This window comes from Burkholderia reimsis, assembly GCF_003294055.1.
Taxonomy (GTDB): Bacteria; Pseudomonadota; Gammaproteobacteria; order Burkholderiales; family Burkholderiaceae; genus Burkholderia; species Burkholderia cepacia.
On the sequence record NZ_QMFZ01000043.1, the window covers coordinates 20,221 to 35,364 of the forward strand.

Here is a 15,144-nt window from a genome sequence, read left to right on the forward strand (position 1 = left end):
CGGTCAGCGCGCCGGCCTGACGCCGTGCGCGCGGGCATACGCCGTGCCGCCCGCCCCCCAGAACCGGTACACGAGCACGCCGACGACGGCCTGCGCGACGACCACGAACGCGACGCAGCCGGCCCATCCCCAGCGGTGCCAGCCGGGCACCGGCAGGATCGAGCCGAGGCTGCCACCGAAGTAATAACAGGACAGGTAGATGCCGATCGCCGTCGAGCGCGCGCTCGACGCCGCCTGCGAAATGAACGTGTTGGCCGACGCCTGTTCGACGAACACGGCGGTCGAGCTGAGCGCGAGGCCGGCCAGGATCACCGGCACGTGGTCGGACAGCGTGAGCAGCGCTCCGCCGATCGCGAGCGCGGCCGCGGCGAGCCCCGGTGCGCGCGGGCCGCGATGCCGCGCGAGGCGCCCTGCCAGCGGCGTCACGACCACCGCCACCAGGAACACCGCATAGATCGCGCCGATCCCGACCGTGCCGAAGCCGAACGGCGCGCGGGCCAGGCGCAGGCCGACGAACGTGAACGTCGCGACCTGCGACGCGAGCACGCATGCGCCGATCGCGAACGACGCGAGCAGCGGCCCGCGCGTGACGATGCGCCAGGCCGGCCCCGCACCCGCCTCCGTGTCGGGTTCGACACACCGCGCGATCGCGCCGGACGCCGGCAGGCTCGCGTAGATCGCGATGCCCGTGACGAGACACAGCGCCGCGACGACGTCGAGCGCATGCCGCCAGCCCCACATCGACGTCATCAGGTTGGTCGCGAAGCGGCCGGCGAAACCGCCGAGCGTCGTGCCGGCGACGAACAGCGCGCTGATCTCGGCCGACGTGCCGCGATCGAAGCGCTCGGCGATGTACGCGATCGACAGCGCGAAGACGAACGGCATGACCAGGCCGGCGGCAAAGCGCGCGCCGAGAAACGACGCGAAACCTGCCGCATGCGCGGACCACACGACCGGCAGCGCGACGGCCATCGCGGCCAGCGAGATCGCGATGCGCCGCTCGATGCGCGCGGCCAGCACGCCGACGAACGGCGCGATAATGGCGACGGCCGTCGTGGTGGCGCTCACGCCCTGCCCCGCGCGCTCCGCGCTGACGCCGAAGGTGGCCGCGAGTTCGTGCAGGATGCCCTGCGTCGAATACAGATTGAGAAACGCGGCGAAGCCGCAGAGAAAGAACGCGATGCGCGTGGTCCTGTCGTTCATCGGAGCTGCCTGGTCGTCGATGCCGACAGTCTGACGAGCGCGCCGTGCGCACGCCAATACCGTTTTCATCGCGATTGATACCGGAACGACAACAATGCTCGACCTGCGCCGCCTCCGCTATTTCGTGGTCGTCGCCGACGAACTGCACTTCGGCCGCGCGGCATTGCGCCTGCGCGTCGCGCAGCCGCCGCTCACGCGCCATATCGCCGCGCTGGAAAGCGAGCTCGGCGTGCAGCTGTTCGAGCGTTCGACGCGTGCGGTGCGGCTGACGCCGGCAGGCGCCGCGTTCCTCGAACAGGCGCGCAACGTCGTCAGCGCGGCCGCCGAGGCCGAGGCGAGCGCGCGCAAGCTCGCGCAAGGCATCGCCGGACGAATCGTGATCGGTTATGCGAGCGCCATTCCGATGTCCGACACGTTCCCGGACGTCATCCGCGCCGCGAGCCGGACGATGCCCGACGTCGAATTCGCGTTCCGCGAGGCGGCGACCGCCAGCCAGCACCGGCAGGTCGCGGACGGCACGATGGACATCGGTTTCGGCTGGGCATGGGGCGACGCGCCTGGCGTGCCGGTGGCGTCGCTCGTCGTGTCGCGTGAACCGCTCGTGGCCGCCGTGCCGGCCGGGAATGCGCTCGCGGGCCGCGCGAGCGTCGACGTCGCGGCGCTGGCGAACGAAACCTTCGTGACTTTTCCGCCGGGTTACGGCTCGGCATTGGCCGCGGCACTGGACGACCTGTGCGCGCAGGCCGGATTCGCGCCGCGCATCGGCGCGACCGCGGCACAGATCACGACGCTCGTGTCGCTGGTGGCCGCCGAACGCGGCATCGCGATCGTGCCGGGCTTCACGGCGACGCTGCAGCGTCGGGGTGTCGTGTACGTGCCGCTTGCCAGCGCGCGCGCGGTCGAGCAGATCCTGTCGTGGAGCGAGCCGTTTGCGTCGGCGTGCGTCGAACGCTTCGTCGCGCTCGCGCGCTCGCTTGTGCAGCCCGCATCGGCTTGACGCGAGTCAAGCGATCCGGATCGACCTTCCCCGTGGTTTCGGTGTTCCGGCTGCGCGACACCCTTTTCCACACCGATCACGTTTGCCGGAACGGTTGAGCGCCCTCACCGAATGCCGCAGGTGCCGCAGATATCGCCGGAATGACGCGCGCCGCACTGCCACCGTGACGCGCGTCCCGCATGCCGGCGCGGTCGCCCGCGAAATCGATGAGGGCTGCTCACTACCTCACTGCACCACGATGGTGTAAACCGCTCGCGCGTCAGCCAGTCCCCCGTCATTCGTGGCCGTGACGGTAAACGTGTACCGCCCGGTCTTCCTCGGCGTACCAATAATCCCGCCCGTATCCTGATTGAACTGGAGGCCCGGGGGCAACCCCCCGTTGGTCACCGTGAAGCGGACGGTCGCAGGCGTGTTCGTCGTGATTTTCGCGCCGTAGAGCGCGCCTTGAGTGGCGACCGGCAGGACGGCGGGGCCCAGTTGCGGTGTGGGTGCCGATACGGTCTGCGGAGCGCCGATCGGGACGCCTTCGGCATTCACCTGCTGCAACGACCAGCTTTGCCCGGGGGTGACGGACTTCAGGGTCCACGAGGTCGTCTGGTCGCGAAGCGCGGCCCTCTGCTTTTCGGTGAACGCGCCGAGATTCCTGGCGGTTTCCCACTGCTTGATCTTGTCGAGGATATCCGGCGTCGATTCTGCCGACAGCAGGAATGCCACCGTGCCCTGGAAGCCAATGCCGGCGTTGAGCGCCGCGCCGCGTGCGAGCCGGGTTTCGATCATGGTCAACGAGACGCCCGTGATATCGAACCATCCAAGCATGCCCGGCAGGTAGTTGGCCTGGTAGAAGGCGTTGTCGCGGTACAGCTGATCGATGTCGGAGTTGGACCAGCTCGCCCGGGTCAGCGTGTCCCATGCGTTCGAGGTCATCCGGCTCGTCTCGCTGATGTATCCGTCGTGCCCGGTCTGGGCGGCGTAGGTGCCGTTGATCAACCGTGCAATGCCGAAGCTGCCCCAGCCGGTATCACTGGCGGATTCCACCCCGTCGAAAGAGTGGGACCGGATGCCGACGTTGTTCCTGAGGGTGCCCAGCCGGGTGGCGATCTCGTCGATGATGCCGAGGCCGCCGATGGCCCCGCCGTACGAATTCACGATCACCCTCGCAACGGACGTGCCACGCGCGGCTTCGGCCGGGACGGAGCCCCACTGGCCTCGGGTCAGTCCACTGACTTGCCATTCGGTGACGCCTCTTTGGACCGCGTTGAACGAGATGAACTCGTTGCCGATACGCAGCATCTTCTCGTTGATCCCGTCCCGCACCGGCGCGAATCCGCTCAAGTAGAGCATCTTGCTCGTCATGTTCAACGGCCGGGACAAGGCGGCTTGACCGCCCAAGGCCAGGCGAGGATCCGCGGGCGGCGAAACGTAGGGGTCGATGGAGGTGGGCGGGCCGACGCTGATGAAGTCCGACATGGTATGGACGCCGACGCGGACGCCGTGCTCCTTTGCCGCCTCCACAAGCTTCTCGGCTCCGTTGTCGCTGTCGCCGAAGGTGGAGTCGAACTGATAATGCCCGGTGTATTTCCAGGGGCCGCGAAAATTCCGCGGCGAGTAGATGTAATTGATTCCCGCGCTGTTGGCGAATCGGGCGGCCTTGCCGACATTGCCGGTGTCGAGATCGTCCAGCACGAAAGACGACTGGCCGCTGGCCTGCGCCACTTTCTGCCACTGGCCGTTCTGGGTCGGATACGGGAGGTTTTCACCCGAGGCAATGAACGACAACAGGGTCGTCACGAGCTCCGGTGCGCCGCCGTACAGCGCAATCTTCGATCCGATGACCGAGCCCGCGCTGTCGAGCGGGCCGAGCGGGATCGGATAATCATTCGGATTGAGCCGGTCGCGCCGGCGCGTATAGTCGAACGTGAAGGCGCGCAGCACGGCGCCCCATGACGTCTTCGCCGCCACGCACCACGGCTCCAGCGCCGCCACGTCCACGTTGTAAGGATTGGGGATGACGTCGTTTTCCCAGCCGTATTGCGGATATTCCTTGGGCCACGCGCCTTCGGTGCGGTCGTTGAGCGGCTTGAGGCCGATCGCGAATTCGTTGTCTCGCACCACGCCCGCGGCTTCGCCGACGGTCTGGTTGATCGCGACAGGCAACGGCCCCCACAGCAGCGTCTGAACGTCGGAAGCGGGATCGGTCGATACGCGGGTGACTTCAAAGGTGGCGTAGCCGTTTTTCTGCAGGACGCGGACATCGACCTCGAATGCGAGGCCGGCATCGTTCACGAAGGACAGCGTGTTGTCGGCGGACGACCATCGGACGCCGGCGGGCTTCGCCAGTATGCCGTTGATCACGAGCCTGACGAGCGGGACGGATTTCCCGGGCGAGATGTAGTTGCGGCCGCTGCGGGAATCGATGAGTTCGACGACAGCGCCGGTGGAGTCCAGGCCGAGCGTCAAGTAGCCGGCCGGAATGTGTAGAGTGCTTGTCATGTTTCGACTTTCCTGACGAAAATGGCGGGGCCGCGAGCGACGCCAATGGCGGCCAGCCGCAGTGAATGGCTGCGGCTGGCCCGCCGCCGCAACTGCCTCGTCAACCTTCCGGCGGTGAAGCCGTCACAGTTGGAAAGAAGCAGCGACCGCATGACTCCGGTTCGGGTTTTATTGGCTCGGAACTTCGGCGATATACGAAACGTAGAGGTTTTGCCCCCAGTCGCTGCCCGAATAATTCGGAAACACCCTGTCTTCGCGGGTGATGTTGACGTTGAATCCGGTCGTCGTGACCTGGGTCACCGTCACCGAGAACGTGTCCGGATAACTGGATCCGTCGTTGGGGTCCTGGAGGGCCGTCACGACCACGATGGGCGCGGTCGAAAACGTGCCCGGAAACGTGATTTGCGCATTGAAAGGCGGGTTGATCCAGGAATCCCGATTACCGCCCTGAACGCTTCCGACTGCCTGCTTTGCTACGATTCTTTCCAGCATGTTGAGCTCCTGATGGATGGAACGACGTAAGGTCTTGAGTGAGCCTCGCGCGAATGCACTTCGCTCGAAGACAAAGTTATGCCGCGCATGCGTCGAAAGCGATTACACGTGATTACATGATCGAGGCGGCCATCAAGGGGCGTAGAAAGCGACGATTTCATGTCGAAATCGACGGCAATTTTGTCCTGGTTCACACCCGATGCATGACGGAACGATGTCGAATCGGCAAGATCGTTACGTATCGGGAATCAAATAACAAAAAGAACAACTAACCATTCACTATTCGACGCGAATCCTCCAAGATGGGCACGCCGCCGGCCGGGCATGCCCGGTCGCCCGACCGGCGGCGATACGCGGGCCAGCGTATCCCTCTTCCACTTGGAGAACACAATGCACAACAATGTGTTGCCGCGTTTCATCCCGCGCGCGTTTGCCGCGGGTTGCCTGCTCGCCGTGGCGAGCGTGTCCCAGGGCGCCGGCGTCTATGCGCCCTATGTCGACGTGACGCTCTATCCGACGCCGCTCGTCGACCAGATCGGCGTCCGGCAAGGCATCCAGCAGTTCACGCTCGCGTTCGTGGTCGCGGGCAACGGGTGTACGCCGTCGTGGGGCGGCGTGCAGCCAATCGGCAACGGCGCGAGCGGCGGCCTGCTGACCGCGCTGTCGACGTCGATCGCGAGCTATCGCGCGAAAGGCGGCGAAGTCGCCGTGTCGTTCGGCGGCGCGAACGGCACGCCGCTGATGCAGGCATGCTCGACGGTTCCCGCGCTGGCGGGCGCGTACCAGACCGTGATCGACACGTACGGCCTCACGCACATCGACTTCGACATCGAGGGCGCGTCGCAGCTCGACACGGCCGCGGTCGCGCGCAACTTCCAGGCCGTCGCCCAGCTGCAGGCGAGTTATGCGGCGAAAGGCAAGCCGCTGCACGTCACGCTGACGCTGCCGACGATGCCGACCGGGCTCACGCAGGACGGCTTGAACGTCGTCAACGCGGCGATCTCGAACCGGACCGTGTTCGATGCGGTGAACGTGATGGCGATGGACTACGGCCCCGCGAACATCGACATGGGGGCCGCCGCGATCAGCGCCGCGCAGGCGCTTTACGCGCAACTCGATACGGCCTTCAAGTCGGCCGGCCAGCCGAAGACCAACGCCCAGCTCTGGCAGATGGTCGGCGTCACGCCGATGATCGGCGTGAACGACGTGCAGGGCGAAACCTTCACGCTCGCGAATGCGCAGAGCGTGCTGAACGCGGCGGTCGCCAACGGCTACGGCTTCTTCGGCAACTGGTCGGTCGGCCGCGACCAGGCGTGTCCGTCCGGCGGCACGTATGCGTCGCCGACCTGTTCGGGCGTCGCGCAGCAGCCGTACGCGTTCGCGACGATCTTCAGGCAGCTCGACGGCAAGTGGGGTGCGGGCGTCACGCAGGATCCGAACTACGGCGGCGGCTCGGACGGCGGCACGCCGCAACCGGGCGCGCCCTGGGCGACCGGCCAGGTCTATACGGCCGGCGCGACCGTCACCTACCAGGGCACGACGTATCAGGCGCAATGGTGGACGCAGGGCGACGTGCCCGGCCAGGCCGCCGTGTGGAAACCGGTCGGCGGCGGCACGGCCACGTGGTCGGCGACCACCGCGTATTCAGGCGGCACCTGCGTGATGTACCAGGGCGCGAAATACTGCGCGAAATGGTGGACGCAAGGCGACAACCCGAGTGCGGGCGGTGTGTGGGTGAAGTCGTGATGCCGCGGATCGGCCGTCGTTAGGGCTGCGCGTGCATCGGGGGCCGTTCACGGCGATCGCGGCCCGATCGCCGGCGGACGGCCCGCGTCGCTTGCCGGCCCTCCTCCGGCACGCCCCGCCCTCCGTCAGCCGCGCGCGTGCTCGGCGAGCAGCCTGGCCTTCGCGTCGACGAGCAGCGCCGCATGCGTATCGCGATGCTGGCGGATCCGCTCGGACGGCCCGACCACCGACAGCCCGTACCAGTCGCCGTCGAGCGTCAGCGCGACCGCGATCGCCGACAGCTCGGGCGCGCTCTCGCCGAAGTTCTCGGCCCAGCCGAGTTCGCGAAACCGTGCGGTTTGCGCGACGAGCGCGGGCAGGTCCGCCACCGTCGCGTCGGTGAAGCGCTCGAACGGCAACTGCGCGCCGAGCGCCTGCTGCGCGTCGCCGGCCAGTTCCGCGAAGATCGCCTTGCCGATCGAGTTCGCATGCAGCGGGCGGAGTTCGCCCGGCTCGCGCGTATAACGGATCGCCTGCTCCGATTCGACGACGTCGAGGTAGGTGACCGACACGCCCTGGATCTTGCCGAGCACGGCCGTCTCGCGGCTCGCGTCGCGCAGCGCGACGAGATGCGGATGGACGATGTCGACGACCGGGTCGGTCGCATCGATCGCCGCGGCGATCGTCTGCAGGCGGCGCGTCGGGTAGTAACCGCCGCGCCTGCGCACTTCGTACAGGTAACCGCGGCTCACGAGCGTGCGCGCCATCGCGAGGCAGCTCGACGCCGGCACATTGAGCAGGCGCGCGAGTTCGGTGAGCGGCAGCGGCCGCCGTTCGGCGGCGAACAGCTCGAACAGGTCGAGCGTGCGGGCAACGAGTTTGACGTCCATGACGAGCGCTTGAATCGGAACGGGAAACCGCGCGCCGGGCCGGCCGCCGGGTCGGTACGGTCAGTACGACTTCGGCAGCCCGAGCACCTTCTCCGCGATGTAGCAGAGGATCAGTTGCGGGCTCACGGGCGCGAGCCTCGGAATCATACACTCGCGCAGGTAGCGCTCGACATGGTATTCCTTCGCGTAGCCCATCCCGCCGTGCGTCGCGACCGCCGTCTGGCACGCCTGGAACGCGGCTTCCGCGCCGAGGTATTTCGCGGCGTTCGCTTCCGCGCCGCACGGCTGCCCCGCGTCGTAGCGCGTCGCGGCCTTCATCACCATCAGCCACGCGGCCTCGAGCTGCATCCACGCCTGCGCGAGCGGATGCTGGATCGACTGGTTCTGCCCGATCGGCCGGCCGAACACGACACGCTCGCACGCATACTGCGTCGCGCGGCGCAGCGCGGCCTGCCCGAGGCCGATCGCCTCCGCCGCGATCAGGATGCGTTCCGGATTCAACCCGTGCAGCAGATAGCGGAAGCCGTCGCCTTCGTTGCCGATCAGGTCGCCTTCCGGCACGCGCAGGTTGTCGATGAACAGCATGTTCGAATCGACCGCCTTGCGGCCCATCTTCTCGATCTCGCGCACCTCGACGCGCGACCGGTCGAGATCGGTGTAGAACAGGCTCAGCCCGTCGGTCGGCTTCGCGACCCGGTCGAGCGGCGTCGTGCGCGCGATGATCAGCATCTTGTTCGCCACCTGCGCGGTCGAGATCCAGATCTTGCGCCCGCTCAGCACGTAGTGGTCGCCGTCGCGGCGGGCCTGCGTGCTCAAGTGCGTGGTGTCGAGGCCCGCATCGGGTTCCGTCACCGCGAAGCACGCCTTGTCGCGCCCGGCGATCAGCGGCGGCAGGAAACGCGCCTTCTGTGCGTCGTTGCCGAACACCTGCACCGGGTTCAGCCCGAAGATGTTCATGTGGACGGCCGATGCGCCGGACAGGCCGGCACCCGAGGCGCTGATCGTGCGCATCATCAGCGCGGCCTCGGTCATCCCGAGCCCGGCTCCGCCGTGCGCCGGGTCCATCGCGATGCCGAGCCAGCCGGCCTCGGCAAGTGCCGCGTGGAAATCGGCGGGAAACCCGCCCGCGCGATCGCGTTCGAGCCAGTAGTCGTCGCCGAAGCGCGCACAGATTTTCTCGATCGCGCTTTCGATTGCGCGCTGGTCGTCGGTCAGGTCGAACTGCATGGATGGCTCTCCGGGAAAAGGCCGAGCGGCCGCGCCGCTCTGAGGAAAATGCCAGGCGGCGCCAGGGGTTGCGCCCGGCGGAACGTCCCCTTGCGGGATGACCCCGTCGGGGCGCCCGCACGGCGCGGCAGGCCTGGGGCGCTCACAACGGAAACACGCCGACGATCACTGCGGCAAACACCATCAGCACCGTGGCGGCGAACAGGAACGGAATCGTGAATTTCTGATGCTCGGCAAGCTCGACGCCGGTCAGGCCGACGATCAGGAACGTCGCGGGCGTGAGCGGGCTCACCGGGAACCCCGTCATCATCTGGCCGAGCAGCGCGGCCTGCGCCATCTGGATCGGCGGCACACCGAGCAGCTTCGCGCTTTCCGCGAGCACCGGCAGCACGCCGAAGTAGAACGAATCGGGGTCGAACAGCAGGCTGAGCGGCATCGACAACAGCCCGAGCACGAACGGCATGTGGCGCGCATGCTCGACCGGCACGTGCGCGACCACCACGTCCGCCATCGCCTTCAGCATCCCGGTGCCGGACATGATGCCGGTGAACGCGCCGGCCGCGAGCAGCACGCTCGCCATCATCAGCGCGGCCTTCGCATGCGCGTCGATCCGCTCGCGCTGGGCCTGCACGTCCGGGTAGTTGATCACGAGCGCGGCGACCGTGCCGAGCATGAACATCACCATCGGATCGACGATGCCCGACACGAGCGTGACGAGCACCACGAGCGTCAACGCGAGATTGATCCGGAAGCGTTCCGGCCGGCGTAACGCGCGCTCGGCATCGGTCAGCGCACGCGGCGCGATCGCGAGCGGCGCCGCGCCGGCACGATCGAGCCCGAGCCGTTTCGCCTCGCGCACGCCGAGCACGTACGCGGTGCCGAATACGAACACGAGCCCGACGATCTGCACCGGAATCATCGGCATGAAGATCGCGGAACCGGGAATGTGCAGTGCCGCCGACGCCCGCAGCATCGGGCCGACCCACGGCAGGAAATTGACGCCGGCCGCCATCGACGCGACGCACGCGAGGATGCGCCGATCCATTCCGAGCCGCGTATAGAGCGGCATCATCGCGGGCAGCGTGACGAGAAACGTGACGGCGCCGGAGCCGTCGAGGTGAATCAGCAGCGCGAGCAGCGCCGACCCCATCACGATGCGCGGCGGATGGCAGCCGATCACGCGCAGCACGCCTGCGATGATCGGGTCGAGCATCCCGGCGTCGGTGAGGATACCGAAAAAAAGAATCGCAAAAACGAACATGCCGGCGATCGGCCCGATGTTCTGTACGCCGTGCACGATGAACTTGCCGGTCGCGAGCCCGAAACCGGCCGCGAGCGACGCGGCCACCGGCACGACGATCAGCGCGACGAGCGGCGACAGCCGCTTCGTGATGATCAGGCCGAACAGCGCGACGATGGCGATCGCGCCGATCCATGCAAGCATGATGCGTCTCCTCTTCAGCCGGTGCGCCCGTGCGTGGCCCGGCGTGGGGTTCGAATGGTCGTGCGGCACAGCGCCGCCGGTCGCGCGATACGCGCCGGCGGCCGCGATGCCGGTCAGTTCCGGCGCGGGGCGTTATCGCGGTCGTTATCGCGGTCGGTCGTGCAGCCGGTCGTGCCGGCGTCGGCGAATACCTGCGCCGCGTGTTCGTTCAGCGCGGGCGGCGGCCGCCGGTACGTGGCCGGCGTGCGGCCGAGCTTGATCGGCGACGCGATGCCGCGATGCCGGCCCAGCTCGACTTTCATCGCCCGATGCGCGACATGCGGATGATCGAGTGCCGCATCGAGCCCGAGCACCGGCGCGCACGGCACGCCGCGGCGCATCAGCTGCTCGGCGAGCGCCGCGCCGTCGTGCGCGGCCAGCGCCGTTTCGAGCAGCGTGCGCAGCACGGCGCGGTTCGCGCTGCGCGCGCGGTTGTCCGCGAAACGCGGGTCGCCGGGCCAGTCGCGCGTGCCGAGCACGTCGCACAGTGCCGCGAACTGCCCGTTGTTGCCGACCGCGAGAAAGATGTCGACGCTCGCCGTCGGAAAACTGTCGTACGGCGTGATGTTCGGATGCGCGTTGCCGGTGCGCACGGGCGCGTTGCCCGAATGGAAGAAGTTCGGCGTGTGCGGATGCAGGATCGACAGCGCGCAGTCGAACAGCGTCGCTTCGACGAACTGGCCGCGGCCGCTCGCGTCGCGCTCGCGCAGCGCCATCAGCACGCCGAGCGCCGCGTTCAGCCCGGTGACGAGATCGACGATCGGCACGCCGACCCGCAGCGGCGCGCCGCCCGCTTCGCCATTGACGCTCATCAGCCCCGCGAGCGCCTGCACGGCCGCGTCGTAGCCGGGCAACCCGCCGAGCGGGCCGTCCGCACCGAAGCCCGACACACGGCAATGGACGAGGCGCGGAAACCGCGCATGCAGCGCGTCGAAACCGAGCCCCCAGCGCTCCATCGTGCCGATCTTGAAGTTCTCGACGATGGCGTCCGCGCCTTCGAGCAGGCCGAGCAGCCGCTCGCGGTCGGCCGGTTGCGTCAGGTCGAGCGCGATGCCGAGCTTGTTGCGGTTCACGCCGAGAAAGTACGACGCGGTATCGCCGTCGAACGGCGGCCCCCACGTGCGCGTTTTGTCGCCGGACGGCGGTTCGACCTTGATCACCTCCGCGCCGTGGTCGGCAAGAATCTGCGTGGCGTACGGGCCGCCCAGCACCCGCGACAGATCGATGATGCGCAATCCCGCCAGCGCCCCCTGCTGCTCGTGTTCCGCCATGCGTCCCGCTCCTGGTTCCGGTTGATCGGACTGCCGGTTCCGGCAGGTCCGGCGCCTGCGGCGCGACCGTCCGGATTCGACGAATAATTCTTGTGCGTGAATTTATATTCACACTGGGGAATTATGTTGTCAACCCCGGCGGCACCCTGAGACCGTGCGGAAGACTTCGCCGTGCGCAGGTGGAGACGACACCCGACACGGGCCGGTTGCGATGGCGCCCCGCCTTTCGCTAAGCTGGCGGGAAACCTCAATCTCGAAAAATTCAGGCGGACTATTCATGAAACGGATACTGCTGGCGGCCTTCGTGCTGGCGTCGACGCTGGGTGTCGGACATGCGCAAACCCAGACGTACCACTTCGGCGAGGGACAGACGCAGATGCCGGGGGGAACGCCGCACGCCACCGCGCCGACCGCACGGCACGCGAGCCCGCCGCCTCACCATCGGCGTGCCGTTCACAAGCGCCGCCATCCGCGCCACGTGAAGCCGACGCGCAGCGGGATCTACAAGCACACGTGACCCGGCGTCCGTTGCGCGACGCCGTGCATGGAACTGTCATGAACGACCGGTAGGATCGTTGCGGCTGCCTGCAAGCCGTCGCGGCCCGCCGCCGGGCAACGCGCCGCCGATGCGCACTTTCTCCACGATTCAGCACCTGTTTTGCCGAACATGAGTACCGGGCCGGACACCCTCGCCGTCATCAAGGAACGCGCCACGATCGTGTGCCGCCAGCACGGCAGCGTGCTGCTGGTCGCCCGCACCGCGTCGCGCTGGTCGCTGCCGGGCGGCACGATCCGGCGCGGCGAGACGCCGCTCGACGCCGCACTGCGGGAGCTTGCCGAGGAAACACGGCTGGAGGGGCTCGCACTCGACTACGCGGTGCAGTTCGGCGGGCTGACGAAGCTCCACCACGTGTTCGTGGCCGACGTCCCGGCGCACCTGACGCCGCGCGCGAGCAACGAGATCGCCCGCTGCAAGTGGTTCGCCGTCGACCGGCTCGACACGCTGCGGGCGAGCGTGCCGACACGCAAGATCATCGAGCTGCTGCGGCTCGACTGTTTTTCGGCGATCGCGAACGGCCGGCTGCGCTGACGTCGATCCCGCCCGCGCGCGTCACGTGCGCAGGAACGGGCCGGCCTTGCGTTCGAGCAGCGTGACGAGTTCGGGCTGCATGTACGCGTAGCGATCGGGAATGTCGAGGCAGACGACCTTCTTGTGCCGCAGATGCGTACCGAATTGCGCGGTCAACCTGGTCTTGTGCGCGCGCTCCATCACGAACACGACATCGGCCCAGTCGAGCTGCTCGGCGCACACGTGTGTGTCCGCATCGGGCGCGAGGCCCGCCGAATCGGTTTCGACACCCGGCCACGCGGCGAATACCGCTTCGGCCGTCGGGCTGCGCAGCCGGTTGCGGCTGCAGACGAAGAGTGCCCGTGTCATGTCGCTACGAGGTTCAACCTTGCGGAATCGTGCCCGGCCGGACGTACGCGAGCATGTGCGACACGTAGTCGGCCTTGCCGAGTTCGACGCCATGGTGGCGCAGGATCCCGTAAGCGGTGATCGCGTGGAAATTGAACTGCGGCAGTGCCCAGTCGCGCGCGTACTGCTCGCCCGTCATGTCGAACGCGATCCCGTTCGGCATCTCGAGCGCGATCGGCAGCGCGCCGCCGCCGTCGAGCGCATCCGGCGCGAGTTCGCCGAGAAATGCGAGCGTGCCGGCGATGATCGCCTGCGCATCGGCGAGCGAGCCGGGCTGCGCATCCGCATTCCATCCCGCCTCGCGCAAGGCCAGCAGTGCAGCCGGCAACGGTTCGCCACGCAGCCGGTGGATGGGCTCCATGGCCTGGAAGCACGAGAAGCGCACCTGTGCCGCGAGCGGATACATGTCGGGCGCCAGCTTCAACGTCATCGCCGTGTCGGGCGCGTCGCCCGCGGCCTGCCGGTGCGCAGCGGCCTTGTCGAGCCACGCGGTCTGTGCGCGCAGCATGTGGGTGAAGGTCGGAACGAGAAGTTGGGTCGGTGTCACGCGTGCGCTCCTGGGTCGGGTTGTCATTTGCGCCACGATAGCAGCGTCGGTGCAAACGTGCATCCCGGCCCGGGTGACGAGCGCGATTCGATGCGGATTCAACGATCCGGCAACGTGACGCAAGCGTGCGCGTGTGCCCCTACCGCAAGACGATCGCGGCGCGCGGCCGTTGCTGCCCGGCCTCAAGGCTTGCCGTGCCGGGCCAGGAACCGGTCGAGCTGCGACGCAAACGCCTTGCCGTCGCGCGCGCTGAACGGCGCCGGCCCGCCCGTGTCGATCCCGGCGCTGCGCAACTGGTCCATCATCGCGCGCGTCGACAGGCGTTCCTCGATGTTCTCGCGGCTGAACCAGTTGCCGCGCGGGTCGAGCGCATGCGCGCCCTTGTCGAGGACGGCGGCGGCCAGCGGGATGTCGGCGGTGATCACGAGGTCGCCGGCTTCCGCCAGCTCGACGATCCGCGCATCGGCCACGTCGAAGCCGGCCGGCACCTGCACCGCCTTGATGAACGGCGACGGCGGCGTGCGCAGGAACTGGTTCGCGACCAGCGTCACGCAGATTTCGGCACGACGCGCGGCGCGAAACAGCATGTCCTTGATGACGGCGGGACACGCGTCGGCATCGACCAGTACTTGCATGGCGGTTTTTTCCAGTGGGCAGAAGCAGAAGCGGCGATCATAGCGCACCGCGGCCGGCGATCAGCCGGCGCGGCCCGTGCACAGCGCGTCGGCCGTCACCCACTGCGCGCCCCACGCGGCGGCCAGCCGCTCGCCCTGCCCGATCCGCACGGCCGCATCGTCGAAGTCGACGAACACGACGTGATCGGCCGCCGCGGGTTTGGCCGGCATCTCGCGCGTGCGTCCGTCGGACAGCACCCACAGCCAGCGCTGCTTGTCCGGGTCGCGCCGCGCCGCGCGCGCGAGCAACTGCGCGGCGGCCGCGATGCCGTCCGCGAACGGCGTACCGCCGCCACCGTCGACCGGTTCGAGCCAGCGCGCATTCCACCAGCGCGGCACGGCCGGGCCGAAGCGCCGCGCGGCGCCGTCGCCGCCGAAACAGATCAGCGCGGTTTCGACTCGATCGCGCGCGGCCTCGTCGAAATACGCGACGATCAGCCCCTTCGCCAGTGCGAGCCGCCCGCGCGACAGCATCGACGCCGAACAGTCGAGCACGAAGCAATGCAGTGCGTCCGGTGCGCCAGCCCGCTTGCGGAAGCGCAGATGGCCGCGATGCAACGGATCGCCGCGCTTCGCGGCGAACGTCGCCGGCCATGCGACGGCCGTGCCGGTGCGCGCCGTACCCGGCACGCGCGCGGCTGCGCCTGGCTGCCATCGAGGACCGCGAA

General features: G+C 68.2%; 15 protein-coding genes. 4 read left to right on the top strand and 11 right to left on the bottom strand.

Going from position 1 to position 15,144, the window contains the following annotated elements; genetic code table 11:
- Positions 1–3 precede the first annotated feature (3 nt).
- Positions 4–1,203, bottom strand: a complete 1,200-nt coding sequence (locus tag DPV79_RS34455) for an MFS transporter (RefSeq protein WP_113047507.1) — start codon at positions 1,201–1,203, stop codon at positions 4–6.
- A 94-nt stretch (positions 1,204–1,297) separates the two neighbouring features.
- Here DPV79_RS34455 and DPV79_RS34460 point away from each other — a divergent pair, with 94 nt between their 5' ends.
- Positions 1,298–2,200 (top strand): LysR substrate-binding domain-containing protein, encoded by a 903-nt coding sequence (locus DPV79_RS34460; protein WP_113047508.1) that lies wholly within the window; start codon positions 1,298–1,300, stop codon positions 2,198–2,200.
- A gap of 225 nt (positions 2,201–2,425) precedes the next feature.
- On the opposite strand, the gene DPV79_RS34465 is transcribed toward DPV79_RS34460, so the two are convergent.
- The gene (locus DPV79_RS34465; protein WP_113047509.1) at positions 2,426–4,690 is read right to left on the bottom strand and encodes an Ig domain-containing protein; all 2,265 of its coding nucleotides are present in this window, start codon (positions 4,688–4,690) and stop codon (positions 2,426–2,428) included.
- 168 nt (positions 4,691–4,858) lie between these two features.
- The gene (locus DPV79_RS34470; protein WP_048020561.1) at positions 4,859–5,182 is read right to left on the bottom strand and encodes an H-type lectin domain-containing protein; all 324 of its coding nucleotides are present in this window, start codon (positions 5,180–5,182) and stop codon (positions 4,859–4,861) included.
- Positions 5,183–5,572: 390 nt separating this feature from the next.
- On the opposite strand from DPV79_RS34470, the gene DPV79_RS34475 reads away from it, so the two are divergent.
- Positions 5,573–6,928, top strand: a complete 1,356-nt coding sequence (locus DPV79_RS34475; RefSeq protein WP_165843608.1) for a chitinase — start codon at positions 5,573–5,575, stop codon at positions 6,926–6,928.
- Positions 6,929–7,053: 125 nt separating this feature from the next.
- On the opposite strand, the gene DPV79_RS34480 is transcribed toward DPV79_RS34475, so the two are convergent.
- The 4 genes from DPV79_RS34480 to DPV79_RS34495 all read right to left on the bottom strand — a co-directional run bounded on the left by DPV79_RS34480 (position 7,054) and on the right by DPV79_RS34495 (position 11,778).
- Positions 7,054–7,797, bottom strand: a complete 744-nt coding sequence (locus tag DPV79_RS34480; RefSeq protein WP_021160072.1) for an IclR family transcriptional regulator — start codon at positions 7,795–7,797, stop codon at positions 7,054–7,056.
- Positions 7,798–7,857: 60 nt separating this feature from the next.
- A complete protein-coding gene (locus tag DPV79_RS34485) occupies positions 7,858–9,024 on the bottom strand; it encodes an acyl-CoA dehydrogenase family protein (protein ID WP_021160073.1) in 1,167 nt (388 codons plus the stop codon).
- Positions 9,025–9,166: 142 nt separating this feature from the next.
- Positions 9,167–10,468, bottom strand: a complete 1,302-nt coding sequence (locus DPV79_RS34490; protein WP_113047527.1) for a CitMHS family transporter — start codon at positions 10,466–10,468, stop codon at positions 9,167–9,169.
- Between the two features lie 113 nt (positions 10,469–10,581).
- Positions 10,582–11,778, bottom strand: coding sequence for a CaiB/BaiF CoA transferase family protein (locus DPV79_RS34495; RefSeq protein ID WP_244321848.1), 1,197 nt, complete (start codon positions 11,776–11,778; stop codon positions 10,582–10,584).
- Positions 11,779–12,055: 277 nt separating this feature from the next.
- Between DPV79_RS34495 and DPV79_RS34500 the strand changes: the two genes are divergently transcribed.
- Positions 12,056–12,295, top strand: coding sequence for a hypothetical protein (locus tag DPV79_RS34500; protein ID WP_060230661.1), 240 nt, complete (start codon positions 12,056–12,058; stop codon positions 12,293–12,295).
- Positions 12,296–12,445: 150 nt separating this feature from the next.
- Complete coding sequence (locus tag DPV79_RS34505) at positions 12,446–12,868, top strand: NUDIX hydrolase (RefSeq protein ID WP_113047511.1); 423 nt, start codon at positions 12,446–12,448, stop codon at positions 12,866–12,868.
- A 21-nt stretch (positions 12,869–12,889) separates the two neighbouring features.
- On the opposite strand, the gene DPV79_RS34510 is transcribed toward DPV79_RS34505, so the two are convergent.
- The 4 genes from DPV79_RS34510 to DPV79_RS34525 form a co-directional block, all read right to left on the bottom strand.
- Complete coding sequence (locus tag DPV79_RS34510) at positions 12,890–13,216, bottom strand: low molecular weight protein tyrosine phosphatase family protein (protein WP_059484578.1); 327 nt, start codon at positions 13,214–13,216, stop codon at positions 12,890–12,892.
- Between the two features lie 13 nt (positions 13,217–13,229).
- A complete protein-coding gene (locus tag DPV79_RS34515) occupies positions 13,230–13,802 on the bottom strand; it encodes a DUF1993 domain-containing protein (RefSeq protein ID WP_244321849.1) in 573 nt (190 codons plus the stop codon).
- A gap of 182 nt (positions 13,803–13,984) precedes the next feature.
- Positions 13,985–14,437, bottom strand: a complete 453-nt coding sequence (locus DPV79_RS34520; RefSeq protein WP_021160082.1) for a YaiI/YqxD family protein — start codon at positions 14,435–14,437, stop codon at positions 13,985–13,987.
- A gap of 60 nt (positions 14,438–14,497) precedes the next feature.
- Positions 14,498–15,106: a vWA domain-containing protein gene (locus tag DPV79_RS34525; RefSeq protein WP_113047513.1), complete on the bottom strand. Its 609-nt coding sequence runs from the start codon at positions 15,104–15,106 to the stop codon at positions 14,498–14,500.
- Between the last annotated feature and the right edge of the window lie 38 nt (positions 15,107–15,144).